Raw genomic sequence first — 22,972 nt, forward strand, 5'->3', positions numbered from 1 at the left:
GTTTCCGCATGATTGATCCGGATCAACCACCACCCGGTTCCCCCTCCTAGACTGGCTGTATCGGCCAGCGGCACCCGTGGCGGGGCCAACGGCCTTGCGCAAGCGTCAAAGGACACCAGCATGCAACTGCAATTCCTCGGCGCGACCGATACGGTCACCGGCTCCAAGTACCTGCTCGATACCGGCCGTCACCAGGTCATGGTCGACTGTGGCTTGTTCCAGGGATACAAGACCCTGCGCCTGCGCAACTGGGACCCACTGCCGCTCGATCCGGCCAAGCTCGACGCCGTGGTGCTGACCCATGCCCACATCGACCACAGCGGGTATTTGCCCCTGCTGGTGCGCAACGGCTTCCGCGGCAGCGTGCACTGCACCATGGGCACCGCGCAGCTGTGCGGAATCCTGTTGCCAGACAGCGCCCACCTGGCGGAAGAAGACGCCGATTATGCGAACCGCAAGGGCTTCTCGCGTCATCGGCCCGCATTGCCTCTTTACACAGCAGCCGACGCTGCACGAGCAATGCGGCGGCTCCAGCCGATGCAGTTCGGCAAGCGCTTCCAGGTAGTGCCCGGCGTAGAGGCCGAGTTTGCCCGGGCCGGACATATCATCGGCGCGGCTATCGTCACGTTGTTCGTCGACGGCAAGCGCATCGTCTTCTCAGGCGACCTCGGGCGGCAGCAGGACATCGTCATGCGCGCGCCGGAGATGGTGCGTCAGGCGGATTACCTGCTGGTGGAGTCAACCTACGGCGACCGGCGGCATCCGGACGACGACCCGCTCGATGTGCTCGGCGAGATCGTCAGCCGGACGATTGGCCGCGGCGGCAGCTTGATCATCCCCGCTTTTGCGGTAGGGCGCACGCAGAGCCTGCTGTACTGCCTGCACCGCCTGCGCGAACTCAAGCGAATCCCCGACGTGCCGGTGTACCTCAACAGCCCGATGGCCATCGACGCGACCATGATTTTCTCGCTGCATCCGGAAGAGCTGCGCATCAGCCGCGAAGAGTGCGCCGCAGCCTGCAATCTCGCCACCCCGGTGCAGAGCATGGAGCAGTCGATCTGGCTGAACCACGACCGAAGTCCCAAGATCATCCTGGCTGGCAGCGGCATGGCTACCGGTGGTCGTGTGGTCCACCATATTGCCGCCTACGGCCCGGACCCTCGCAACACCGTTCTGCTTTCCGGCTTCCAGGCGGCGGGTACGCGCGGCGCAGCGCTGGCCGCAGGCCGGCGCGACATCCGCGTCCATGGCAAGGACATCGCCGTGCATGCGTCGGTGGAGCAGGTGGAGAACCTGTCCGCACATGCCGATGCCGCGGAACTCATGACCTGGCTCGGCGGCTTTCACCAGGCGCCGCGGCGTACGTTTGTCGTGCACGGCGAGCCACAGGCAAGCGATGCGCTGCGCCAGCACATCGAGCGCGACCTGCGCTGGGCGGTCACCATGCCGGAATATCGGCGCTCCTATCCGCTCGACTGATCCAGGCCGGCGCCTGATATGTGCGCCTTTCGTTACGTCTGCCAAACCGGAATCACGTCATGGACTTCAGAACCATCCTCGTCGACCTCAGCGAAGATTCTGCCCGGTCGGCACGCATTGAAACGGCCGCACGGGTTGCCGCGAAATTCGGCGGCAGCGTGGTCGGGCTGACTGCGACTGGAACAAACCTGGAGCCGTTTCGCGGGGCGGGCGAAGAAGCCGGACAATACGCGGCCCTTGCCGCCAGCCAGCTGCACAAGCTGGTTGCCGGTCACAAGGAGACCCTCGACACGCTGACCAGGCAAGTGTCGCCGGACATCCCCACCCGGCACATCATTATCGACGCTGAATCCGGTTGGGCGCTTGCCGACGAGGGGCGTTTCGCCGATCTCATCCTTCCCGCACCGCCGTCGGCGGATGCCGATGTGCCGGCGCTGCTGGCCGGGGTTGCGGAGTATGCGATGCTCAATGCCGGACGGCCCATCCTGCTGGTGCCGGGCGCGGCCGGCCCGCGCTTTGGTGGTCATGTCGCGATCGCATGGAACGGCGGTCGAGAGGCCGCGCGGGCAGTAGCGGACGCATTGCCGTGGCTCGCGCATGCCAGTGCTGTTACCGCCCTGGTGGTCAGCGCGGCTGCCATTGACGAAGAGACCTGCCGTGACAGCGGGAACCGGCTGACAGCGTGGCTGGCCAGCCATGGCATCAATGCCGATCTGGTTGTCGGGGAGGGCGACCCCGACCACGTTCTGCCGCAACTTGCCTGCAAGGTACAGGCCGACCTGCTGGTCGCCGGCGGCTATGGCCGTTCCAGGCTGAAGGAGCTGGTGCTGGGTGGCACCACCCGCGCCCTGGTGCGTCAGTCATCGTTGCCAGTCTTCATGTCGCACTGACGGGTGACCGCTGCCGGTGGGGCAGTGGCAGCGCATGGCCTGGCCGCAGGCTCGTTCGGCCGGCACATTGCGTGCCGGCCGAATGTTGGCTTGCCGACATACCCGAGCCGCATCCTGAGCTAGTTTCCAACGTGCGTGGCTCAGCCGGTGTCGGCACACGGGTTGTGGCTCCGACGTCGCCGGTACCTGCGAATTTCCGGTTCTGAGCCGCATCTCGCTTCCCATGCCGTTGCCTTTCCGCGCACAAACTCTATAGTCCATTGGCAAGGTAATAGTGACGAGAGCATGCCCCTGAAGGCGTCTTCATCCGCTCCGCAGGCGAGCAGCCTTGTCCAGAGTTCGCCCGACGATGGCTTTCGCCTGGTCGTGCGATTTCCGCGAGAGCAGGGGAACGGGCATGACAAGGGTGATGATTGCGGATGACCATGCTGTGGTACGGGATGGCCTGCGGCATATCCTGGAACGGGCCGGTGTGTTCGAGGTCGTCGGCGAGGCGGCAGATGGTACACAAGTGCCCAGGATGGTACGGGAATGCACCCCGCAGGTGCTCCTGCTTGACCTTTCCATGCCTGGCAGGAGCGGGCTGGAACTGATCCGCTTGCTGCGCGGCGAGCACCCGGCCCTGCGCATCCTGGTCTTGACCATGCACGCCGAGGAGCAATACATCGTTCGTGCGTTCCAGGCTGGAGCGGCGGGCTATCTGACCAAGGAAAGCGCGGCTACGGAACTGGTGTCCGCCATCGGCCAGGTAGCCCGGGGCGGCACCTATGTGAGCCAGTCGATGGCCACGAAGCTGGCAAGCGGGCTGAAGGACCAGAGCGACGACCTGCCGCACCTGAGGCTCTCGGACCGCGAACTGGAAGTCTACCGGCGGCTGGTGCTGGGCGAGCCCATCACGGCGATCGCCACGGCACTGTGCGTCAGCGCCAAGACCGTGAGCACCTACAAGATGCGGCTGATGGAAAAAATGCAGATGCCCAATGAAGCCATGCTGTTGCGCTATGCCATGCGCAATCATCTGTTCGACGACGATGCGGACCTGTAGTGCCACAGTGCAGCGTCGGTCGGCCGCTGGCTTTGTGCCCTATCGCCCCGAAGTCGCAGCCAGCCCGGCCAGGGTCTGGCGCAGCGCATCGAGTTCCAGCGTCTTGTCAAAGCAGTAGCTCCCGCCTGCCTTCAGGCAGGCGCGGCGCAGCGGCGGGCCGAGGTTGTCGGCCAGCACGATCACGATCGAATCCGGTAGCGTCGACCTCAGCGTCCTGACCTCCTGGAGCGCATGAGCATAGCCCGTGCCCAGGCTGATCAGGACGACGTCGGGGCGATGACGCAGGAGCGGGGCAAGTTCCGTGGCTGCGCTGGCGCCCGCACCCGCGACACGGATGCCAGGCATTCGCCCAAGCAGGCCGAGCTGCCTGGTTCGGATCGCATTGGCATGCTCGAGCAAGTACACGGTAAGCAGGCGGGCAGGATTGCGGTCTGGCATGGTCCTAGTATCGCGGCTCCCCTTGCGGTGGCAAATCAGGGGCGGCTGAGAGTCGCGTCAGGGGGGCAGAAGGCACTGTCAGTGATCCCTGACATGCGCGCGCACGCCTTGCCGGCTTGGCAGGAGCGAGTACGACAGTTTCGACAAGCAAGCCGGCTGGGTGGCGTCTGCAACCGAGGTTGTCGGCTACCGGCTTGTCTCAGGAAAGCGGCCGCCGCCGGCAGTGCGCCTGAAGGCGATCGAAATTGCCAACGCCTTGCGCGCGCGTGCCGATTGCGATGCCTCAACCCTGCGTGCGAACGCTGGCATTCTCCTCGCGCAGCGCAAGGTGCAGACTGACACCGTCGGCGCCGGCCGCGATGCTGGTCCTGAAGCCGCAGGTGCGCGCCAGCGTCAGCATGGCCCGGTTGTGCTGCATGGTGCAGCCCACCAGCGCGCCGATGCCCTTTTCGCGCGCGTAGCGGATCAGCTTGTCGAGCAGCAGCTTTCCCAGCCCTTGTCCCTTGCAGTCCGAGCGCACGGCGATACCGAACTCTGCCTGGACATTGTCCGGATCCGCAACCGCCCGGACCTCTCCCAGGATGGAAGCCTGGCCACATGCATCGGTAGTCGTCGCGATGAACGCCATCTCGCGCGCGTAGTCGATCTGCGTGAGCCTTGCCAACTGGCTGTGTTCCGGCTCGCGGAACGTGCAGAAGTAGCGTGCATGGATATCTTCCGGCGTCAGCTGGCGGAAGTACGCCTGGTAGGCTGCCTCGTCGGTCGGGCGCACGGGCCGCAGCACAATGGTGCGGCCGTCCTGCTCGACGCGTTCCTCCAGCGCTTCCGGATAGGGTTGGATGGCCAGCCGCGTGCCCGGCGCCGGCGCCTTGATGGCGATGCGGGCATCGAGCGCGATGACGCCTGTCGCGCTCGCCAGCAGGGGATTGATATCGAGTTCGGCGATCTCGGGAATGTCGCAGACCAGGCGTGATACCTGTACCAGTACCTGGAGCAAGCCGTCCCCGTCGACGCCCGGGTGTCCGTGCCAGCCTTCCAGCAGGCGCCCGATGCGGGTGCGCGACACCAGGTCTTGCGCGAGCAGCGCGTCGAGCGGCGGCAGCGCAACCGCATGGTCGCCGATGTGTTCGGTGTTGACGCCGCCATGGCCGAACAGCAAGACGGGGCCGAACACGGGATCGGTGGCGGCGCCGACGATCAGCTCGAAGCCATCGCCGTGCCCGGCCATCGGCTGGACGGTGAAGCCCTCCAGCCGTGCCTCCGGGGCTTGCTGCCAGATCCGCTCGAGCATGGCGCTGCCGGCGCTGCGCACCGCGGCGGCATCGGCGAGGTCCAGTGCAACGCCGCCCGCGGCAGACTTGTGCGTGATGTCCGGGGACAGGATCTTGAGCGCTACCGGATATCCGATCCGTGTGGCCTGGCCGACAGCCTCATCGACGCTTGCCGCGGTCCGGGTCGCGACCACGGGGACGCCGTAGGCGGCCAGCGCGGCCTTGGCCTCCGGTTCGGTCAGCAACGCCCTGCCGGCGCGCAGGGCATTGCCGATGATCGTGCGCACCTGTTCCTTGTCGGCCTGCGTGTACGTGTCGTCTGCGGGCGGCGTGCGCATCAGCAATTGCTGGTTCCTGTGGTATTCGCAGGCCTGCAGGAAGCCGCGCACTGCCCGCTCCGGGGTATCGAAGGTCGGCACGCCGGCATGCCGGCACAAGCGGCGTGCCTGCAGCACGGCATCCGCCCCGAGCCATGCGGTCAGCAGCGGCTTGCCGCCCGACGGCGCGCTGACGAGCGCGGCTGCGATCTCGGCGGCTGGCACGATGGCCGTGGGCGCATGGATCATCAACACAGCGTCAACCTCGGGCGCCTCGCACAGGATGGCGTAGGCCTGCAAGTAGCGCTCGACGGGCGCGTCGCCGATGATGTCGATTGGATTCGCGCGCGGCCAAGTGGCGGGCAGCACCAAGTCCAGCCGGGCCAGGGTCTGGTCTGACAGTCGGGCCAGGGTCCCGCCGGCATCCGCCAGCGCATCCGTCGCCATCACGCCGGCGCCGCCGCCATTGGTCAGGATGGCGAGGCGCTCGCCGCGCAGCCCTTGCATGCGGGCAAGCATCTCGACGGCGTCGAACAGGCCCTCGGTGCTGTCCACGCGCAGCATGCCGGCACGCCGGATGGCGGCGTCGTAGACGTCGTCGGCACCCGCCATGGCGCCTGTGTGGGACGCGGCGGCGCGTGCAGCCTGCGCCGAGCGTCCGCCCTTGACGATCAGCACCGGCTTGTTGCGGGCGGCGGCGCGTGCCGCAGACATAAACTTTGCGCCATGGCGGATCGCTTCCACGTAGAGCAGGATCGCATGCGTCCCGGCGTCGCCGGCGAGGTAGTCGAGCACGTCGGCTGCGTCCACATCGGCACTGTTGCCCAGCGAGATGAAATGGGAAAAGCCGATCTGCCGCGAGCGCGACCAGTCCAGCACGGCGGTGGCCAGCGCGCCGGATTGGGTGGCGAATGCCAGCTTGCCTTGGCGGGCCGCGCCGGGCGCGAAGCTGGCATTGAGGCTGATTCCCGAAGCGATCAGCCCGACGCAGTTTGGCCCGAGAATCCTGAGCAGATGGGGCCGCGCCGCGTCCAGCATGGCCTGCCGCAGGGCGCCTGCGGCACTGTCCTCAGGACCCTCGAAGCCGGCGGTCAGCACGATAGCCGCGCGCGTGCCGGCGGCGCCAAGCTCGGCGATGAGCCCCGGGATGGTGGGCGCGGGCGTGCATAGCACCGCCAGGTCCGGCGGTGCCGGCAACGCGCCGACGCGCGCGTAACAGGGCTGGCCCGCCAGCGTCGCATACTTCGGGTTGACCAGGTACAGCTGGCCGGTGAAGTCGCCCGCGGACAGGTTCGCCAGCACCGTTGCCCCCACGCTATGCGGCCGCAGCGTCGCGCCGATGAGCGCGACCGAGCGCGGACGGAACAGGGCATCGAGATTACGGACAGTCATGGCTGGCCCTCATGGCAACCGGCGGCAACCCTCCCGACAGGGCCCGGTCGGGAAGTCAGAGATTCACCTGGATGATGTTCGATACTTCGCTCACCCCAGGCGCCGCCCAGGCGGCTTCGGAAGCGGCCTCGCGCTCGGCCCAGCTGCGCAGGCTACCGCGCAGCGTCACCACGCCGTCCTTGACGTCGACCGCGACATGGGTCGCGTCGTCCGCCGCCTGGCGCTCGATGGCCCTGGCGATCCGTTCCTTCACGTCGTGGGCCGCGATCGCAGGCTGGACCACGATGGCGTTGGCTACACTGACCACGCCGTACAGGCCGCCCACCGCGTGCTCGGCGGCCAGGCGCTGGTAGTTCCAGTCGACCGTGCCGGTCAGCGTGACGCAGCCGTCCTCGACCATCACCTGGATGCGATCCGCGGGCAGCACCGAGGTCCACGCCAGGATGTTGCTCGCTGCGCGTGCGATGTCCGCGTCCGTGCGCTGCGCGTCATCGGGCAGGCGCACGTCGATTTCGACGGCCAGGCCTTTCACGCCGGGCACGCGCCTGACGGCCTTCTCGGCAGCGTACTTGCCGGCATGGCTGCTGAGATGGCCGGTCAGCGTCACCACGCCGTCCTTGACCTGGACACCGACCTCGGTGGCATCGACGGCCGGGTCCCAGGCCAGTTCCTCGACCACATGCTGCTTGAGCTGGATATCGCCTTTCATGTTGGTTGTCTCCTGTTTGCCTGGCGCCCTCGGGCGCGATCGCGGCGCGTGCCGCCTGCTCCGTGCGTGCCAGCGCGGGCACGCGGCATCGGCGTCACGGCCGCGTTTCCAGCTGATCAATGACCGCCGAGATGCCCGGCGCCGACCATACGGCACCGATGGCGGCGCGGCGGTCGGCCAGCGAATCCACGTGGCCGCTCAGCGTGGCGGTGCCGTTCTTGACCTTGACGCTGATATGGTGGGCCTCGCGCACGGCATGGCGGAGCAGCGCCTCTTCGATGCGCTTCTCCACGTCGGGGGGCGCGGTCTTCTCATTCATCCGGATGTTGTTGACGACGCCGATCACGCCGCGCAACTGGCTGACCGTGCGTTCGGCCAGCTTTTTCTGATAGCCCCAGTCGACGTTGCCAGACAGCGTGACCCAGCCGCGCTCGACGCGGACCTTGATGACGTCCGAGGGCACATGCACGTGCCATTGCAACGCACCGCGAGCCGCCTCGGCAATGGCCTCGTCGAGGAAGGCGCCGGGCGGATGCACGTCGAGCTTGACGACGACCGCTCGTACGCCTGAAATGCGTTCCGCGGCGCGCTCGGCGGCGAGCTTCTCCGCATAGCTGGACAGGTGTCCGTCCAGCGTGACAATGCCCTCATGGACCTCGACGCCGATGGACGCCGCGTCAATCGCCGGATCCCAGTCGAGTTCCTCGGTGACGTCCTTCTGGATCTGATGATCTGTTTTCATGCTTGGCCTCTTCAAAGGCAGGGCGCCGCAAGCGGCGCCACGGGTTGGCCCCGGTGCGTCTCTGGGCGCTACGTTTGCGATAGAGCCTGTGCGCTGCCAGAACGCTCTCGTTCCTGCGCCTTGCGCACCAGCGAAAACAGCATGCCCCAGTCGGTTGCGAGAGCGGCGAACAGATCATCGAGCGCAACCACTCCGGTCACTGCCTCGCCATCGAGCACCGCCAGGCGTCGTACGCCGTGCGTCAGCATCAACTGCATTGCCTCTGCGACAACGGCATCCCGTTGGATCGCCACCAGGCCACGCGTCATCACCTCGACCACGTCGGTCCGGCATGGATCCGCACCGGTGGCTGTCGCACCGATGACGATGTCCCGGTCCGTGACCATGCCGACCGCGCGCGTCCCTGCCGGTGAGTTCTCTGTCACGATCAGCGCACCGACGTGGCGGTCCCGCATCTGGACGGCAGCTTCCTGCAGGGTGCAGGACAGCGGGACATGCACGGCTTTCGCTGAGCAAATATCCTGGACTAGCATCCCGGTCTCCTTTTTTGCGCAACGTTGCCTAACGGACGGTAATGCGTTGCTGGCTTGAGCTTTCCTTCTTGGGCAGCACCAGGCGCAGCACGCCGTCCTGGAAGCTGGCATCGATCTTTTCCGTGTCGATGTTGCCGTCCAGCGTAAAGGCACGCTGCATCGAGCCGCTGTAGCGCTCCTGGCGGATCACGCGGTCGCCTTCTTTTACCTCGGAAGCTTTCTCGAGCTTGGCGGAGATCATCACAGTCCCACGGTCTACGCTGACGTTGATGTCTTCCTTCTTCACGCCTGGCAGGTCGGCGGTAATGGTGAAGCTGCTGTCGGACTCGGCCACATCGACCTTGAATGGCAGCTCGGTGTCTGGCCCGATCCGCCAATTGCGTAGCATGCTCTGCAGCATGTCGCCGAGCGGTTCGATCGAGAACGGGTCGTAGCGCTTGATGTTGCTCATCATGGTCTCCTGGATGACGGCGCCGTGCGCGCCGTGTTTTCTTACTTTGGCAAGCCGGGGCGGTTGCGGTTTGCTTTGCATCAAACGCCGGCACATTGCCCCGACTGCTTGCACGGGATAAGGGCATGACGTCACATGCGCCAGCTTGGACAGCCAGGGCGTTCGGCATGACCGGCGTCAGGGAACCCTGACAAGTGACGCTGCATTTCTGACACGCAACTCAGCGCAGCCTTCTAGGCGCGGAGCGCGGGCAGGCCAATACTTCAGTCAAACACATCGCGGCGCGCACGAATATGCGGTCCGCCAGACGACACGGGTGAAGGCGAGGGTCGGGATAAGGGAAAGGCCGGCAGGCTGGAGACAACCATGTTTGACTTGCATACTGAAGCTGATGCTGTTTGTGACGCCCCCAACATGTCCGTCGCGCTCTCCAGGCGTGAGGATGAGACGTTTGCGGAGCCGGCGCCGGATCCCGCGCGGGCGCGGTGCACAACTTGCATGATGCGGAACATCTGCATGGCCGCCAGCCTGGAGGCCGGCGAAATGGCCCGCCTGGACTCCGTCGTGCGGAGCTGGCGTTCGGTCAAGCAGGGCGAACGGCTGTACCGGGCGGGCGACCCGTTCCGCAGCCTCTATGCGGTCCGCGTCGGCTCGTTCAAGACCGTGGTGGCGCCGGAGCGGGGCAAGGAGACCATCTCCGGCTTCTACATGGCCGGGGACTCAATCGGCATGGACGGCGTTTGCCAGGAAACCCATAACTGCGATGCGATTGCCCTGGAAGACAGCGTGGTCTGCGTGATCCCGTTTCACCAGCTCGAGGCGCTATGCCGCGAGATCAAGCCGCTGCAACGCCACCTGCACAAGATGTTCAGTGCCGAGATCGTGAGGGAATCGCGCCAGATGATGCTGTTAGGCAACAACATGTCCGCCGAGCAGCGCGTGGCGGCATTCCTGTTGAACGTCTCGGCACGCTACCGCGAACGCGGCTATTCGGCCACGTCCTTTGTGCTGCGCATGACTCGTGAAGACATCGGCAGCTTCCTTGGCATGACCCTGGAAACCGTGAGCCGGACCTTGTCCAAGTTCCAGCAGGAAGGGCTGCTGACAGTGCAGGGCAAGTCCATCGAGCTGCTCAATCTGGACGCCCTGGACGCTCGCTAGCGGCGTCATACGCGGCAAGGCATGACGTGAACGATGCCAGTTCTGATCCCGGAATTCCCGGCCGTCCCGGCGATGTCGTGGCCGCCGCCGCGCCCCGCGAAGTGGGGGCGCTGGTGTTCCGGCCGCTCGAGATCGATACGTGGCAGGAGCATGTCATCTATATGCATCCGGATTGCCCCGTCTGCCGCGCCGAGGGCTTTTCCGCGCAGGCGCGCGTGCGCGTGCAGATCGGCGACAGGTCGTTGATCGCCACGCTGACGCTGCTGGGCGCGCCGCTATTGAACACGGGCGAAGCGAGCCTGTCGTTGAGCGCAGCACGGACGCTTTCGGCACGCGCCGGCGATGTCGTGCATGTCACCCATGCGCCCGCGCTGGAGTCGGTGCGCGCACTGCGTGCCAAGATCTATGGCTGCCACCTGGACAGCGTCCAGCTCGACGGCATCATCGGCGACATCAGTGCAGGGCGGTACGCCGACGTGCATATTGCGGCATTCCTCACCGCCTGCGCGGACGGTCGCATGAGCCTGCGCGAGACTGTCGACCTGACCCGGGCCATGGTCCGGTCCGGCCAGCGCTTGAACTGGGACCGCGAGGTGGTTGCCGACAAGCATTGCGTCGGTGGGCTGCCGGGCAATCGCACCACGCCGGTCGTCGTGGCTATCGCGGCAGCGGCCGGGCTGCTGCTGCCCAAGACCTCATCGCGCGCGATCACCTCACCCGCCGGCACCGCCGATACGATGGAAGCCCTGACCCGCGTGACGCTGGATTCGACGGAACTGCGGCGCGTGGTAGAACAGGTCGGGGCTGCATTGGTGTGGGGCGGCGCGCTGAGCCTGAGTCCCGCGGACGACGTGTTGATCCGCGTGGAACGCGCGCTGGATATCGACAGCGATGCGCAGCTGGTGGCCTCAATCCTGTCGAAGAAGATTGCCGCCGGCTCCACCCACGTGCTGATCGACGTGCCGGTGGGGCCGACGGCCAAGATCCGCGAAGACAGCGATCTGGCGCGCCTGGATCTCGCCATGACCAAGGTCGCGGACGCGTTCGGGCTGAAGCTCCGGATTCTGCGCACCGACGGCTCGCAGCCGGTGGGCCGGGGCGTCGGCCCTGCGCTCGAGGCGCTCGACGTGCTGGCCGTGCTGCAGTGCCAGCCGACGGCGCCCGCCGACCTGCGCGAACGCTCGCTGCTGCTGGCGGGCGAGCTGCTGGAGTTCTGCGGTGCGATACCGCCCGGGCAGGGACGGCTGCTGGCCGGCAGCCTGCTCGACAGTGGTGCCGCCTGGGCCCGGTTCCAGGCGATCTGTGAAGCGCAAGGGGGGCTGCGCACCCCGGGGCAGGCGGTGTTCCGGCGCGACGTGGTCGCAGCCCGCAGCGGCATCGTGACGTCCGTCGACAACCGGCACGTCGCGCGCACGGCGAAGCTGGCCGGGGCGCCGCGCCGGCAGGTGGCCGGGCTGGAACTGCATGTGCGCGCCGGCGACGAGGTCGTAGCCGGCGCACCGCTCTGTACGCTGCATGCCCAGGCGTCCGGCGAACTGGAATATGCGTTCAGCTACGCCCTGGCGCATGACCCCTTCCGCATCGAATAGCTCCAGTGGGCGGCCGGCAGCGGCCGCCCGCACCAGCAGCACCGGCACCGTCGATCTGCACACCTCCCCCTCGGCCACGCTGCCCATCACCAGGTGCCGGAAGCGGTTCCCGGGTGCGGGAGCGCAGACATTGCTTCCGGCTTAGGCGGGGGGTAGGCCGGTTGATGCGGGTCAGCGGGCGGGCGGTCGGCCGGCCAAGGGGACTCTGGGCTTCGTTGACAGCCATCAACACGCATGCGCTTGCGACCGCTACTTTGGAAATAGCCCATAGCCGAAGCCGAGGTAGCTGGGGGGAGAGGCAAGACATGGGCCTGAACCAGCCATTGCTGTCGTGGAATGAAGAAGATGCGGGGCATTTGTCCAGGAACGTGCCGGCTGGAGATCGCTCCCCCGGCCGTGCCGGCCCCGTTGGTGTTGTTTGTACTGGCGTAACAGGTGACCAAATATGGACGAAGAGACCAGACAGAAGATCCTGACCTTGTTGAACCAACACAGGATCATGACGCTTGCCACCTTGAGGCCGGATGGCTGGCCTCAGGCTACCACTGTGGGTTATGTGAATGAGGGTCTCACGCTCTACTTCCTCTGTGGTCCGGGCAGCCAAAAGGCGGCCAATCTGGCATTGGATGACCGTGTCTCGCTGACAATTGATCACGACACGCCAGATCTCATGGCGATTACCGGCCTGTCCATGGCGGCGCACGCGCAACCGGTGGTCGATGTGGCCGTAGCGGAGAGAATCCTCCGGATGTTCCCATTGAAGTATCCGGAGCAGATTGCCTTGCCAGTGCCGATGCCAACCGCGGAGGACGTCCGAATATTCAGGGTGACCCCGACAGTCATTTCCGTGCTCGACTATTCCAAGGGCTTCGGACATACGGATCTTGTCAGCTGCTGACACCTGGGTCCGCTGAGGGAAGTCAAGAGACCTTTCGTTGCGGAGGTGTGCCGTGCGCAAGATGTGGGCGGTGCTCGTCATGCCAGCCATTAGTCTGTGCCGCTGCGGCCAGCGCCCTCGGTGGTGCCAGTTGAACCTGCGCACGGCCGCGCGAGGCCTGCTTCTGGTGCTGACTGCCTTCGTGTTTCCCGGAGCCATCGCCGAGGTTGCCGTTCCGTCATTGACGGCGCGAGTGACTGACCTGACTGGTACGCTAACGCGCGCACAGCAGGCGTCCCTGGACCAGACGCTGCAGGCCTTCGAAGCCAGGAAGGGAGCTCAGGTTGCAGTTCTCATGGTTCCCACTACCCGACCGGAAACCATCGAACAGTATTCGCTTCGCGTGGTCGAGCAATGGAAGCTGGGACGTAACCGCGTTGATGACGGCGCGCTGCTCATCATCGCCAAGGACGACCGCACGCTTCGTATTGAGGTGGGTTACGGGCTCGAAGGCGTCCTGACTGACGCCGCGAGCAAGCGCATCATCAGTGATGATATCGTGCCCCGATTCAAGCGGGGCGACTTCTATGGCGGTGTGTCTGCGGGCATCGACCGCATGCTTGGGGTCATCGAAGGGGAGCCACTGCCACCTCCGGAGGAAAGAGCAGGGGATACGGGTGACCCCGTCCGGCAACTGATGCCAATCCTGCTTGTGCTCACTCTGGTTCTGGGTGGGTTACTGCGTTCCATGCTGGGGCGCTTCCCGGGTGCAGTCGCGACGGGTGGGGCCGTTGGAGTGGTCGCGTGGATGCTTTCTGGCGCCATCTTTGCCGGCATCGTTGCAGGGGCAATCGCGCTCTTGTTCACGCTGATGGGTGGCCCGCACATGGGCTTGCTGGCTATCGGCGGCCGCTCGGGAAGATATGGCGGCCGGTCGGGGCCCGGGGGATTCGGCGGCGGTGGCGGCGGCTTTGGCGGTGGTGGTGCTTCCGGCAAGTGGTGATGGCAAACATCAATCACATCTTGCGGCGTCCGCCGAGGGGGCGAAAATGGCGATATTTGGATGTGAAATGGCTGGGCAGCTATGTAACCCTTGGGCCCTATAATTATTTCGATATCTGCCGACATCGAGGCTGCCATGCAGGTGTTGCCATACGTGTGGCCACGGACAGGCCTCGGTGCATCCGGCCGTGGACTGAGGATTCAAGCACCTGGTGCGGAATCTGCCGAATTACCACGCGCGTGAGCAAAGGCCATGTGGATCGGCGTGCCTAAAGAAGTCAAGGACAACGAGTACCGGGTTGGCCTGGCGCCTGCCTGCGTGCGCGAACTTGTCAGCCGCGGTCACCAGGTCATGGTCCAGGCCGGGGCCGGGGCCGCGCTTGGCCTTTCCGACGCGCAATACGAAGCGGCTGGCGCGAAGCTGGCTGCCGATGCGAAGGCCGTGTACGACCGGGCCCAGATGATTGTCAAGGTCAAGGAGCCACAACCACGCGAACTGGCGCTGCTCAGGCCCGGGCAGATCCTCTATGCATACCTGCACCTGGCCGCGGACCGTGAGCTGACTGCCGCGCTGCTGCAATCCGGCGCGGTCTGCATCGCCTATGAGACGGTTACGGGGCCTGACGGTGGTCTGCCGCTGCTGGCCCCCATGAGCGAGGTCGCCGGCCGCATGTCAGTCCAGGTGGCGGCAGCCTACCTCGAGAAGCCGAACGGCGGCATGGGACTGCTGCTCGGCGGCGTCCCGGGCGTCGCGCCGGCACATGTCGTGGTGATCGGCGCCGGCGTGGTGGGCGCCAATGCTGTCCAGATCGCGGTTGGCATGGGGGCGCGCGTGACGGTATTGGACAAGAATATCGAACGACTGCGGCATCTCGGCTCCGTGTACGGCAATCGAGTCGTGACGGTCTACTCCAGCGCTGACAGTATCGAGCGCGCGTTGCTCTCGGCCGATGCGGTCATCGGCGCGGTGCTGGTGCCTGGCGCCGAGGCGCCCAGGCTGGTCACGCGTGCGATGGTCGCGCGCATGAAAGCGGGTTCGGTGCTGGTGGATGTGGCGATAGACCAGGGAGGCTGCGCCGAGACATCGCGCCCGACCAGCCATACGGATCCGACCTATGTGGTGGACGGCGTGCTGCACTACTGCGTGACCAACATGCCGGCAGCGGTGGCGAGGACCTCCACCTTTGCCCTGAACAACTCCACGATCGGTCATGCGATGGCCCTTGCCGACAAGGGATGGTCCCGCGCGCTCTCAGACGACCCCTACCTGCGGGCCGGGCTGAATATCTGTCGCGGGAGTGTGACTTATGCGGCCGTCGCAAGCGCCCATGGCTACGCCCATGTACCCGCCGAGCAGGTGCTGACCTGAGCGCGGCCGCCAGTATCGGCCGACACGTTGCTGTCGGCCACCCCTGGTGCAGCAGCCCTGCCATGAGCCGAATCACAGCGGTGTGGCTGGCTTGGTTGACTGGCATCAACCCGCATGTCCTTGCGACCGCTAATTTGGGATGAACCACAGCCAAAGCCGAGGTCGCCATGTACCGCCGCATTCTCCTAGCCCTCGATGGCAGCCGTTCATCCTTGAATGCCCTGGAGCAGGCCGTGTCGATGGCGCTGACCACCGACGCCGAGGTCAGCGCCATGTTCGTCGTCGACGACAGCGACCTGTTCTTCGAGGTCAGCCCGGGTGACCGGCACTGGCTGATGGCCGACATCATTGCCTATGGCAAGCAGGTGCTGGCTCGTGCCGGCGAGCGCTTCAGCGCCGCCGGCGTGCGCTGGAGCAGCAGGTTGGCCGAGACGCCCGGCACCCCTGCGAAGATTGCCGAGGCGATCATCGCGGAAGCGGACCACTGGAGCGCGGACCTGATCGTCATGGGCACACACGGCCATCGCGGCGTGCGGCGCATGGTGCTGGGCTCGGTCTCGGAGCACGTGGTCAGCAAGACGGTTCGCCCCGTGCTGCTCGTTCGGCAGCAGTCGCGCGGCGATACGCCCTGACCGTTCGGTTCCGGCCTGCGAAAACCCCAATAATTCTTCCGGAGTGACGCAAATGCAGGTTTCAAGAAGCCTAGGCCTCGGCCTATCGTCGCTGGCGATTGCCGTTGCGGCGGCGGGTTGCGCCACTCGCGCCGCGCCCGCTGGCGTGCAGATCATGGAGCAGCACGGCGTTTCCTACGTATCGGGTGGAGACGATGAGGCGGGCATGCAAAGCATGCTGGCCATCGCCGCGCGTTTCAATGTACGGCTGACGATGGTGGATGCCGGGCGCGGGAAGCCGCTGGGCGGTGCCACGGTGGTCGTGGCCAGCCAGGAGGGCCGCCCCGTGCTGCACACTACGGCTAGCGGGCCGCTGTTCTATATGCGACTCAGGCCGGGTGCCTATCGGCTCGCTGTCGGCTACCAGGGGCGGGACCAGATGCGCGACATCGTCGTCGCTGGCGAGCCGCTCGAGGTGACGTTCCGGCTGCCGGTCAATACGCTCGAGGACGACTGGCTGCTCTGCGCCACGACACCCTGTCCGCGTCGCTGAGCCTGCCGCTCGGACGTGTCGCCGCGGGCACGACACCGCGCAAGCAAGTTCGCGGCGGTTCAGGGACGATCCCGCGAAAGAGAAGCGACGGAACTGGAAGGGGAAGAAGAAGCGCTCAGGCTTCGTTCGGGGACAAGCAGGCGAGCCGCTCGGCGTGGGCAGGCCTGAATCCGCGAGCCGCAACCCCTGCGCGAAGACTGCCGATGCGCGCGCGACCAGCGGCGGTTGGAGCGCGGTACCGCGGCTTTGACACGTATCAACAGCAGTTGCGCCGGTTGCCCTACGCTGCATTTAACCAGTCCAGACCCGAGTCGCCACAGGCTCCCATCGCCGGAGAAACCGCTATGTACCAGCGCATCCTTGTCGCCATGGACGGCGGCGCCGCATCGGAACTTGCCCTGGAACAGGCCATGATCATCGCGCGCGCCGCCAACGCCGAAGTGGAGGTGGTCCATGTGGTCGATGACCGCAGCCCGTTTCTGGATGCCAGCAATCTGGATCCGGTGAGATTGATAGAGGACCTCACGACGGCGGGGCAAAGCGTTCTCGCTGCCGCCTCCGGCCGGCTTGCCGCAGCGGGTATTCGCCACGTAACGCGGCTGCTCGGTAAGCCTATGGTCGAGGGCGACGTTGCTGCCACGATCGCTGCCGAAGCCAATGGCTGGGGCGCTGATCTGGTTGTGATGGGTACGCACGGCCGCCGGGGAGTGCGGCGACTCGTCATGGGCAGCGTCGCGCGAAGCGTGATCAACCTGGCCGTCGCGCCCGTCCTGCTTCTCCGCGCCGAGGAAGCGTAAGCAGGCGAACAGATTTTGGAGGGCATTACGCCAGAGAGCTATGCATACGATCGACTTTTCCGGCGAGACGCCGGATTACTGCCCGACCGGGCCAAGCCTGCGGTGTGCCGTGAAGGTGGATGGCACACCGGCGACCTATGAGATCACTGCCGAGGCGCTTGAGGATCATTTCGGCGCACGCTCGTACCGCAGTGAAGATTTGCTGCCGGCATTCATGAGCAACCGCCAGGACATTGAACGCGTCGCGGGAGCGCTGTTCGAGATGACAGGTGCGCGGCACATCGTGCTGCACAGCGGCCATTTTCGCTTCGCGGTGTGAGGCGCACGTCCTGGCCGGCGGCAGCCGCCACCGGGCGGTGCGCGTCCTTACAAGGAGCTACCCATGAAGAATCGCTTGCAGTCATGCACACCGGAGAAACGGCCAGGATGGCGCAGGCTTGCCGCCTGCGCGTTGGTGCCGCTATGCACAGCGTGTACCGCCGTACCGGACCTGCTGCGGCCGCCGAAGCCACGCACCGCCGCGCTGGCGGCAGGCAGCCTGGGCCAACTCGTACCTGGTGCCAGCGGTATTGCCTGTAGCGCGGACACGAAGACGGCTTGATGCACGACAAATCCGGGGCGGGGTGGCGATATAGATTCAAGAAAAGCTCCGTCCGGGGCTGCCTGATGGAGTCAATCCATGGACTACGCAACGATCCTGGTTCATCTCGATGCCGGCCGCCGCGTGTACGACCGGCTGCACCTCGCGACCCGGCTGGCGCTGGAGTTTCATTCCACGCTGGTTGGCCTGCTAGCCGTCGGCAAGCCGGATCCCACCGCCGTGCGCTACCTGGTGGACGGTGACCGCAATCTTGCCTCTTACACCGAATGGCGGCATCAGGTCGGCGAGCGGGCCCGTCACGCCCTGATGGGCGCAACGGACGAGGTAACCGTCATTACGGAATGGCGGGCGCCGGACTGGGCCACGGCGGCAACGGTCCAGGCAGAGGCGCATCGGGCGGATCTTGTCATCCTCGGACAGCACGATCCCACTGATGAAGCCGCCTACGCCGAGCCCGGCTTTGTTGAATCCATTGTGCTGGGATGCGGGCGGCCGGTGCTGGTGGTTCCGTATGCGGGCCGGTTCCCGAGCGTTGGCAAGAACATCATGGTGGCGTGGAACGGCAGCCGCGAGTCGGCGCGGGCCATCCGCGATGCGCTTCCGCTCCTGCAGCGCGCGGGCACTGTGGAGGTGGTCTCGTGGACACCGTCTGGGGTTCTGAAGGGGACATGGGTTTCGCCGCCTCAGCATGCCGTGGACTGGCTGGGTCGGCATGGCGTGGCGGTGCAGCTTTGCACGTTTGGAGCGGAAGACGGCGAAGACGTCGGCCAGATGTTACTCTCACACGCCGCGGACCGAAATGCTGACCTGATCGTCATGGGGGCCTACGGGCACAGCCGGGTGCACGAGCTGGTCCTTGGCGGTGTCACCCGCACGTTGCTTGAGTCGATGACAGTGCCGGTCCTGATGTCGCACTGATATTGCCGCAGCGCCTCGGCGATGCGATGAAGTGAGGTGCGGTGCGGTTCGGCTGCTGCCAGGGAGCGGGATGTGGGACAAAACCGAACACTCCACCAGCTTGCGCGGGGTTTCTGGAATGAGTTCCTTAGGCGTCGGCCGGCATTTCCCGTGTCCGACGGCATGTTTCCGTTCGATCCGGCTACCCGAAAGTTTGCCCGCTCGCAAGGTTGCCAGGCGCAGCACAGTGAACAAGAGGCTAGGGTTCCAGCACGTAGGTACCAGGAGCGTCCGCGAGCCCCTGGCCCGGCGCCTGTCGCGTGCAGCGCGCTGTCGAGTGGGCCACTAGCCAGTCATGCCACGCCGGCCACCAGGAACCGTCGCGGTACACAGCTACGTTGAGGAATTGCTCCGGGCTCAGGTAGGGCGCGGCGGGCAATCGCGTATGCACATGGTAGCGCCGGCCCGGGTGGCCCGGCTCGGACACGATGCCTGCGTTGTGGCCGCCCGAGGTCAGCAAGAAGGTCAGTTCAGCCTTGGTCAGTAAGTGCAGCTTGTACACGGAGCGCCAGGGCGAGACGTGGTCGTGTTCGGTGCCAACCACGAAAAGCGGGAGGTCGAGGTCCGACAGGGCGACGGGCTGTCCGCCCACGCACAGCTTGCCGGTGGCCAGCTCATTGCCCAGGAACAGCTTGTGCAGGCATTCCGAATGCAGGCGGTAAGGCAAGCGGGTGGTGTCGCGGTTCCAGGAGACCAGATCGTTGGCGCGCAAACGTTGGCCGAGCAAATACTCGCTCATTACGCGCGACCAGATCAGGTCCTGGGCGTTCAGCATCTGAAAGGCAGACTTCATCTGAGGCCCGTCCAGATATCCCTGACTCCACATGAGGGCGTCGAGCGTGGCGAGCGAGCTCTTGTCGATGAACAGGCCCAGTTCGCCCGGATCATGGAAATCGGTCTCTGAGGCAAAGAGCGTCATGCTGGCCAGTGGCCCGCCGGCGGCGTCGCGGGCGAGCATGGCGGCACCCGTGGCAAGCAGGGTGCCGCCCAGGCAATACCCGGCGGCGTGGACGTGCGCGCCGTCGCAGCGCGCGTGCACGGTGTTGAGCGCGGTCAGAAGCCCGGCCTCCAGATAGGTGTCAAGCCCGAAGTCGCGGGCCGAGGCGTCCGGGTTCTTCCATGAAATCATGAACACGGTATGGCCGCTCTCGACCAGGTAGCGCACCAGCGAATCCTCGGGCTTCAGGTCGAGGATGTAGTACCGCATGATCCAGGACGGCACGATCAGCACCGGCTCGCGCCAGACTGTATTGGCGCCAAGGGCGGGCGCATACTCGATCAGTTCAATTAGTGCGTTGCGGAACACCACCTTGCCAGGCGTGCGCGCCACGTCGCGCCCGGGTAGAAATTCCAGCGCGGGGCGCCCCGCAGGCAGCCCAGGCACCTTTGACAACAGCTCACTGGCGTCCTGCAGCCAGTGATGGGCGCCTTGCAGGAAGTTGGCGCCGAAGGTGCTCGAGGCGGTCCTGGCAATGGTCGGATTCATCCACCAAACATTGCCGGGCGCGAGCAGGTCAAGCCATTGCCGGGCGCAGAAGGCGACGATGTGCTGGTGATGACGCGACAGGCCGTCAATATCCTGCGTCAGCGACTCCCAGAAGGCTTCGTTGCGCATGAACGCATCGCGCCAGCAGCGATAAGGCCAGTCCTGCCAGCCGGCATCGGCAAAGCGCTGATCGCTGAGGTCAACGGACGGCGGCTCGGCCGCGGTCGGCAACAGCCGTGGCCAGTCCTCGATGCTGTGCTGCAGCCACACCTGCCATGCCTGCACAATCTTTGCCGGGGAGATGCCGAGCTGCAGCGCCCAGTCGAGTCCGGCCAGACTTGCCGAGATCACCGACAGGCCCCCGGTGGCACGGGCCAGGCCGGCGCGGATCTGCTTGTCCATCCAGACTTGCGCCGGTATGGCGGCCTGCGGCGCGCATTCCGGCATGGCCGACAGGCTGGGCGGTGACGTCCTGTCGTCGATCCTCATTGCAGGTGTTGCCCGCCGTTGATGGCAAAATTCGCGCCAGTGACGAAGGCCCCGTCGTCGCTGCACAGGTAAGAGATCAGCGCCGCGACCTCGGCCGGCTTGCCTAGCCGGCCGACCGGGATAGTCGGCAACACGTCCCGCTCGAGGATCTCGGCGGGCATGTCCGTCACCATGTGCGTATCCAGGTAGCCCGGCGAAACGGTGTTGACGGTGATGCCTTTGCGTGCGAGTTCCAGCGCCAGCGCCTTGGTGAAGCCATGTACCCCCGCCTTGGCGGCGGCATAGTTGGTCTGGCCAAAGGCGCCCCGCGAGGCATTGACCGAAGAAATATTGACGATCCGGCCCCAACCGCGCGCCAACATCGGCTCAACCAGCGGCCGCGTCATATGAAAGAGCGAGTCGAGGTCCGTGCGCAGCACGAAGTCCCAGTCAGCCTTATCCATCTTGCGCAGGGTCCGGTCGCGCGTGACCCCGGCATTGTTGATCAGAATATCGACGTCGCCGAGCTCGCTGCGCACTTGCGACACGCAGCGCTGGCAGGACGCGAAGTCCGTCACGTCGACCGGGAACGCCGTGAATTCGCGGCCGGCGGAGCGTTGCGTGCCGAGCCACTGGGCCACGTGGTCATTGTGTACGGAGTGCGTCACCACGACGCGCGCGCCGTCGGCCAGCAGCCGCACGGCAATCGCTTCGCCGAGGCCGCCCATGCCTCCCGTTACCAGGGCAATGCGTTGTCCGGCCATCTCGTCAGCTCCGTGACGCGCCGGCGGGGCGCGCCGGGGCCTTCGCGCCTGGGGTAGGGACGGCCATCAGGCGGCCGACGTTGTCGAACATTTCGCGCGCCGATTCCGCAAAGGGCGCGTAGCCGCCTCCCTCCACCATGACCCTTTGCTGGTAGTCCTGCCAGGCTTCGGTCGACTCGCGCAGGTGCTCCATGAAGGCCGAGGCCATTTCTATGTAAAGACCGCCAATGTCGCGTGCATGTGCGGCGTTGCGCTCGACCTGCGCGGCCAGAATCTGAGCGGGCAGGCCATGGAAGGCGTTCCAGTCTGGCGCATCGTTGACGCGGGCGAGCGCCTGCCGGGTGCCTTTTATGTCCTCGTCCAGGGCCTTGAGGCGGAGCCTGAGCAACATCTGGCGCGATTCTTCCCAGCGCAGCCAAATGCGCAGGGCGGACTGCTCGGCGCAGCGCGCGAGTTCGAAGGCGGGATCGGTCTGGTCTGGCATGGAGGAACTCCTATAGTCAAGCGGCTGGCCTGCCCCGGGGCGCGCAGGTCTGGATAAGTCTAGGAGGGCAACCTTGGCGGGGCTTGACGTATCGCAAGGAGTGCGCAATGCGTCGGGCGGCGCGCGGCATCGCCAAGCCGCGCCGGGTTCGTCAGAGCGCAGGGGTCGCATGGCCGGCGGCCTGCGCATTGTGGCCGGACACCCGGAGAGGCAAGGCCGATCAGGAGCCGGGACCGAGCTGTCCTGCTACATGCCGCGAGCAAACGGGCTTTCCTTTGATCCATCCCAAATGGCAGGGCCGGCTTGCCGCCTACGTTAATCCCAGGGGGGCGTTGCCGACCCCATCGATCCGGAGCACGACGTGACACATCCCATCGTTTTATCCGAAGCCGGCGCGGAATACCTGAAGCTGCCGCCACCGCAGACCGAAGGCGGCATGCCGCTGCTGACGGCGCTGCTGCAGCGCCGCTCGACCCGACACTTTGCTGCGCGGAACCTGGATGACACACTGCTGTCGTCCCTGCTGTGGGCGGCTTTCGGCGTCAACCGCCCGGGCACCGGCCTGCGCACTGCGCCCTCGACCCGCAACTGGCAGGAAATCGACCTGTACGCGGCGCTGCGCGACGGACTGTACGTGCTTGAACCGGCGGACTGGCGCCTTCGGCTGGTCGTCGGCGCAGACCTGCGCGCGGCGACCGGCCTGCAGGACTATGTTGCCGAGGCGCCATTGAATCTCGTCTATGTCAGCCGGCTCTCCAGGCTCGATGAGACCGACAAGCCGCTGCGCCAGTTCTATACCGCGCTGGATACGGGGCATATCAGCCAGAACGTTTACCTCTTCTGCGCCGCGTCCGGGCTGGCCACGGTGGCGCGCGGGCTGCTGGACCGCCGCGCGCTGGCCACTGCCATGCGGCTGGCGCCCGACCAGCGCGTGATCCTGGCCCAGAGCGTGGGCTATCCGGCGTAAGCCGCCACCCAGGCAGCCA

At 65.9% G+C, this 22,972-nt stretch carries 23 protein-coding genes; 14 read left to right on the forward strand and 9 right to left on the reverse strand.

What is annotated here, in order from left to right; translation table 11 throughout:
• Positions 1-120: 120 nt before the first annotated feature.
• The 3 genes from I6H87_RS15780 to I6H87_RS15790 all read left to right on the forward strand — a co-directional run bounded on the left by I6H87_RS15780 (position 121) and on the right by I6H87_RS15790 (position 3,414).
• Positions 121-1,479 (forward strand): MBL fold metallo-hydrolase RNA specificity domain-containing protein, encoded by a 1,359-nt coding sequence (locus I6H87_RS15780; RefSeq protein WP_010809938.1) that lies wholly within the window; start codon positions 121-123, stop codon positions 1,477-1,479.
• Between the two features lie 59 nt (positions 1,480-1,538).
• Positions 1,539-2,369: a universal stress protein gene (locus I6H87_RS15785; protein ID WP_011615458.1), complete on the forward strand. Its 831-nt coding sequence runs from the start codon at positions 1,539-1,541 to the stop codon at positions 2,367-2,369.
• A 397-nt stretch (positions 2,370-2,766) separates the two neighbouring features.
• Entirely contained in the window at positions 2,767-3,414 is a 648-nt protein-coding gene (locus tag I6H87_RS15790) for a response regulator transcription factor (RefSeq protein WP_010809940.1), read from the forward strand.
• A 39-nt stretch (positions 3,415-3,453) separates the two neighbouring features.
• Here the strand turns inward: I6H87_RS15790 and I6H87_RS15795 are convergent, their stop codons facing one another.
• From I6H87_RS15795 to I6H87_RS15820, 6 genes are all read right to left on the reverse strand, one after another.
• On the reverse strand, positions 3,454-3,852 hold the full coding sequence (locus I6H87_RS15795; RefSeq protein WP_011615457.1) for a response regulator: 399 nt from the start codon (positions 3,850-3,852) through the stop codon (positions 3,454-3,456).
• 283 nt (positions 3,853-4,135) lie between these two features.
• Positions 4,136-6,832, reverse strand: a complete 2,697-nt coding sequence (locus tag I6H87_RS15800) for a bifunctional acetate--CoA ligase family protein/GNAT family N-acetyltransferase (RefSeq protein ID WP_011615456.1) — start codon at positions 6,830-6,832, stop codon at positions 4,136-4,138.
• A gap of 55 nt (positions 6,833-6,887) precedes the next feature.
• Positions 6,888-7,541: a BON domain-containing protein gene (locus tag I6H87_RS15805; RefSeq protein WP_011615455.1), complete on the reverse strand. Its 654-nt coding sequence runs from the start codon at positions 7,539-7,541 to the stop codon at positions 6,888-6,890.
• Between the two features lie 94 nt (positions 7,542-7,635).
• Positions 7,636-8,283: a BON domain-containing protein gene (locus I6H87_RS15810; protein WP_010809944.1), complete on the reverse strand. Its 648-nt coding sequence runs from the start codon at positions 8,281-8,283 to the stop codon at positions 7,636-7,638.
• Positions 8,284-8,351: 68 nt separating this feature from the next.
• Positions 8,352-8,816: a CBS domain-containing protein gene (locus tag I6H87_RS15815; protein ID WP_010809945.1), complete on the reverse strand. Its 465-nt coding sequence runs from the start codon at positions 8,814-8,816 to the stop codon at positions 8,352-8,354.
• A 28-nt stretch (positions 8,817-8,844) separates the two neighbouring features.
• Positions 8,845-9,267, reverse strand: coding sequence for an Hsp20/alpha crystallin family protein (locus I6H87_RS15820; protein WP_010809946.1), 423 nt, complete (start codon positions 9,265-9,267; stop codon positions 8,845-8,847).
• A 414-nt stretch (positions 9,268-9,681) separates the two neighbouring features.
• On the opposite strand from I6H87_RS15820, the gene I6H87_RS15825 reads away from it, so the two are divergent.
• The 10 genes from I6H87_RS15825 (at position 9,682) to I6H87_RS15870 (ending at position 18,745) form a co-directional block, all read left to right on the forward strand.
• Positions 9,682-10,428 (forward strand): helix-turn-helix domain-containing protein, encoded by a 747-nt coding sequence (locus I6H87_RS15825; protein WP_371852259.1) that lies wholly within the window; start codon positions 9,682-9,684, stop codon positions 10,426-10,428.
• 26 nt (positions 10,429-10,454) lie between these two features.
• The gene (locus I6H87_RS15830) at positions 10,455-12,017 is read left to right on the forward strand and encodes a thymidine phosphorylase family protein (RefSeq protein WP_011615453.1); all 1,563 of its coding nucleotides are present in this window, start codon (positions 10,455-10,457) and stop codon (positions 12,015-12,017) included.
• Between the two features lie 445 nt (positions 12,018-12,462).
• On the forward strand, positions 12,463-12,915 hold the full coding sequence (locus I6H87_RS15835) for a pyridoxamine 5'-phosphate oxidase family protein (RefSeq protein ID WP_010809949.1): 453 nt from the start codon (positions 12,463-12,465) through the stop codon (positions 12,913-12,915).
• Positions 12,916-13,045: 130 nt separating this feature from the next.
• Positions 13,046-13,897: a TPM domain-containing protein gene (locus tag I6H87_RS15840; protein WP_037024973.1), complete on the forward strand. Its 852-nt coding sequence runs from the start codon at positions 13,046-13,048 to the stop codon at positions 13,895-13,897.
• A gap of 252 nt (positions 13,898-14,149) precedes the next feature.
• A complete protein-coding gene (gene ald, locus I6H87_RS15845) occupies positions 14,150-15,265 on the forward strand; it encodes an alanine dehydrogenase (RefSeq protein WP_011615451.1) in 1,116 nt (371 codons plus the stop codon).
• A 167-nt stretch (positions 15,266-15,432) separates the two neighbouring features.
• Positions 15,433-15,897 carry a universal stress protein gene (locus I6H87_RS15850; RefSeq protein ID WP_011615450.1) on the forward strand — a complete coding sequence of 155 codons (465 nt, stop codon included), beginning with the start codon at positions 15,433-15,435 and terminating at the stop codon, positions 15,895-15,897.
• Between the two features lie 52 nt (positions 15,898-15,949).
• Entirely contained in the window at positions 15,950-16,429 is a 480-nt protein-coding gene (locus tag I6H87_RS15855; protein WP_010809953.1) for a carboxypeptidase-like regulatory domain-containing protein, read from the forward strand.
• Positions 16,430-16,773: 344 nt separating this feature from the next.
• Positions 16,774-17,226 carry a universal stress protein gene (locus I6H87_RS15860; protein WP_010809954.1) on the forward strand — a complete coding sequence of 151 codons (453 nt, stop codon included), beginning with the start codon at positions 16,774-16,776 and terminating at the stop codon, positions 17,224-17,226.
• A gap of 40 nt (positions 17,227-17,266) precedes the next feature.
• Entirely contained in the window at positions 17,267-17,545 is a 279-nt protein-coding gene (locus I6H87_RS15865) for a DUF1488 family protein (RefSeq protein WP_010809955.1), read from the forward strand.
• Between the two features lie 360 nt (positions 17,546-17,905).
• On the forward strand, positions 17,906-18,745 hold the full coding sequence (locus I6H87_RS15870; RefSeq protein WP_010809956.1) for a universal stress protein: 840 nt from the start codon (positions 17,906-17,908) through the stop codon (positions 18,743-18,745).
• Positions 18,746-18,983: 238 nt separating this feature from the next.
• Here I6H87_RS15870 and I6H87_RS15875 read toward each other — a convergent pair whose 3' ends face one another.
• The 3 genes from I6H87_RS15875 to I6H87_RS15885 all read right to left on the reverse strand — a co-directional run bounded on the left by I6H87_RS15875 (position 18,984) and on the right by I6H87_RS15885 (position 21,986).
• The gene (locus I6H87_RS15875; RefSeq protein ID WP_231881342.1) at positions 18,984-20,672 is read right to left on the reverse strand and encodes a PHA/PHB synthase family protein; all 1,689 of its coding nucleotides are present in this window, start codon (positions 20,670-20,672) and stop codon (positions 18,984-18,986) included.
• Between the two features lie 83 nt (positions 20,673-20,755).
• Positions 20,756-21,502, reverse strand: a complete 747-nt coding sequence (gene phbB, locus I6H87_RS15880; protein ID WP_010809958.1) for an acetoacetyl-CoA reductase — start codon at positions 21,500-21,502, stop codon at positions 20,756-20,758.
• A 4-nt stretch (positions 21,503-21,506) separates the two neighbouring features.
• Complete coding sequence (locus tag I6H87_RS15885; protein ID WP_010809959.1) at positions 21,507-21,986, reverse strand: hypothetical protein; 480 nt, start codon at positions 21,984-21,986, stop codon at positions 21,507-21,509.
• Positions 21,987-22,347: 361 nt separating this feature from the next.
• Between I6H87_RS15885 and I6H87_RS15890 the strand changes: the two genes are divergently transcribed.
• A complete protein-coding gene (locus I6H87_RS15890; protein WP_011615448.1) occupies positions 22,348-22,953 on the forward strand; it encodes a nitroreductase family protein in 606 nt (201 codons plus the stop codon).
• The last annotated feature ends 19 nt before the right edge of the window (positions 22,954-22,972 follow it).

It is taken from the genome of Cupriavidus necator (assembly GCF_016127575.1).
GTDB classification, from domain to species: Bacteria; Pseudomonadota; Gammaproteobacteria; order Burkholderiales; family Burkholderiaceae; genus Cupriavidus; species Cupriavidus necator_D.

Coding starts and splice junctions, on each gene's coding strand:
- I6H87_RS15780 (WP_010809938.1), top strand. CDS start 121: ATGCAACTGCAATTCCTCGGCGCGACCGATACGGTCACCGGCTCCAAG.
- I6H87_RS15785 (WP_011615458.1), top strand. CDS start 1,539: ATGGACTTCAGAACCATCCTCGTCGACCTCAGCGAAGATTCTGCCCGG.
- I6H87_RS15790 (WP_010809940.1), top strand. CDS start 2,767: ATGACAAGGGTGATGATTGCGGATGACCATGCTGTGGTACGGGATGGC.
- I6H87_RS15795 (WP_011615457.1), bottom strand. CDS start 3,852: ATGCCAGACCGCAATCCTGCCCGCCTGCTTACCGTGTACTTGCTCGAG.
- I6H87_RS15800 (WP_011615456.1), bottom strand. CDS start 6,832: ATGACTGTCCGTAATCTCGATGCCCTGTTCCGTCCGCGCTCGGTCGCG.
- I6H87_RS15805 (WP_011615455.1), bottom strand. CDS start 7,541: ATGAAAGGCGATATCCAGCTCAAGCAGCATGTGGTCGAGGAACTGGCC.
- I6H87_RS15810 (WP_010809944.1), bottom strand. CDS start 8,283: ATGAAAACAGATCATCAGATCCAGAAGGACGTCACCGAGGAACTCGAC.
- I6H87_RS15815 (WP_010809945.1), bottom strand. CDS start 8,816: ATGCTAGTCCAGGATATTTGCTCAGCGAAAGCCGTGCATGTCCCGCTG.
- I6H87_RS15820 (WP_010809946.1), bottom strand. CDS start 9,267: ATGAGCAACATCAAGCGCTACGACCCGTTCTCGATCGAACCGCTCGGC.
- I6H87_RS15825 (WP_371852259.1), top strand. CDS start 9,682: ATGTCCGTCGCGCTCTCCAGGCGTGAGGATGAGACGTTTGCGGAGCCG.
- I6H87_RS15835 (WP_010809949.1), top strand. CDS start 12,463: ATGGACGAAGAGACCAGACAGAAGATCCTGACCTTGTTGAACCAACAC.
- ald (WP_011615451.1), top strand. CDS start 14,150: ATGTGGATCGGCGTGCCTAAAGAAGTCAAGGACAACGAGTACCGGGTT.
- I6H87_RS15850 (WP_011615450.1), top strand. CDS start 15,433: ATGTACCGCCGCATTCTCCTAGCCCTCGATGGCAGCCGTTCATCCTTG.
- I6H87_RS15855 (WP_010809953.1), top strand. CDS start 15,950: ATGCAGGTTTCAAGAAGCCTAGGCCTCGGCCTATCGTCGCTGGCGATT.
- I6H87_RS15860 (WP_010809954.1), top strand. CDS start 16,774: ATGTACCAGCGCATCCTTGTCGCCATGGACGGCGGCGCCGCATCGGAA.
- I6H87_RS15865 (WP_010809955.1), top strand. CDS start 17,267: ATGCATACGATCGACTTTTCCGGCGAGACGCCGGATTACTGCCCGACC.
- I6H87_RS15870 (WP_010809956.1), top strand. CDS start 17,906: ATGGACTACGCAACGATCCTGGTTCATCTCGATGCCGGCCGCCGCGTG.
- I6H87_RS15875 (WP_231881342.1), bottom strand. CDS start 20,672: ATGGACAAGCAGATCCGCGCCGGCCTGGCCCGTGCCACCGGGGGCCTG.
- phbB (WP_010809958.1), bottom strand. CDS start 21,502: ATGGCCGGACAACGCATTGCCCTGGTAACGGGAGGCATGGGCGGCCTC.
- I6H87_RS15885 (WP_010809959.1), bottom strand. CDS start 21,986: ATGCCAGACCAGACCGATCCCGCCTTCGAACTCGCGCGCTGCGCCGAG.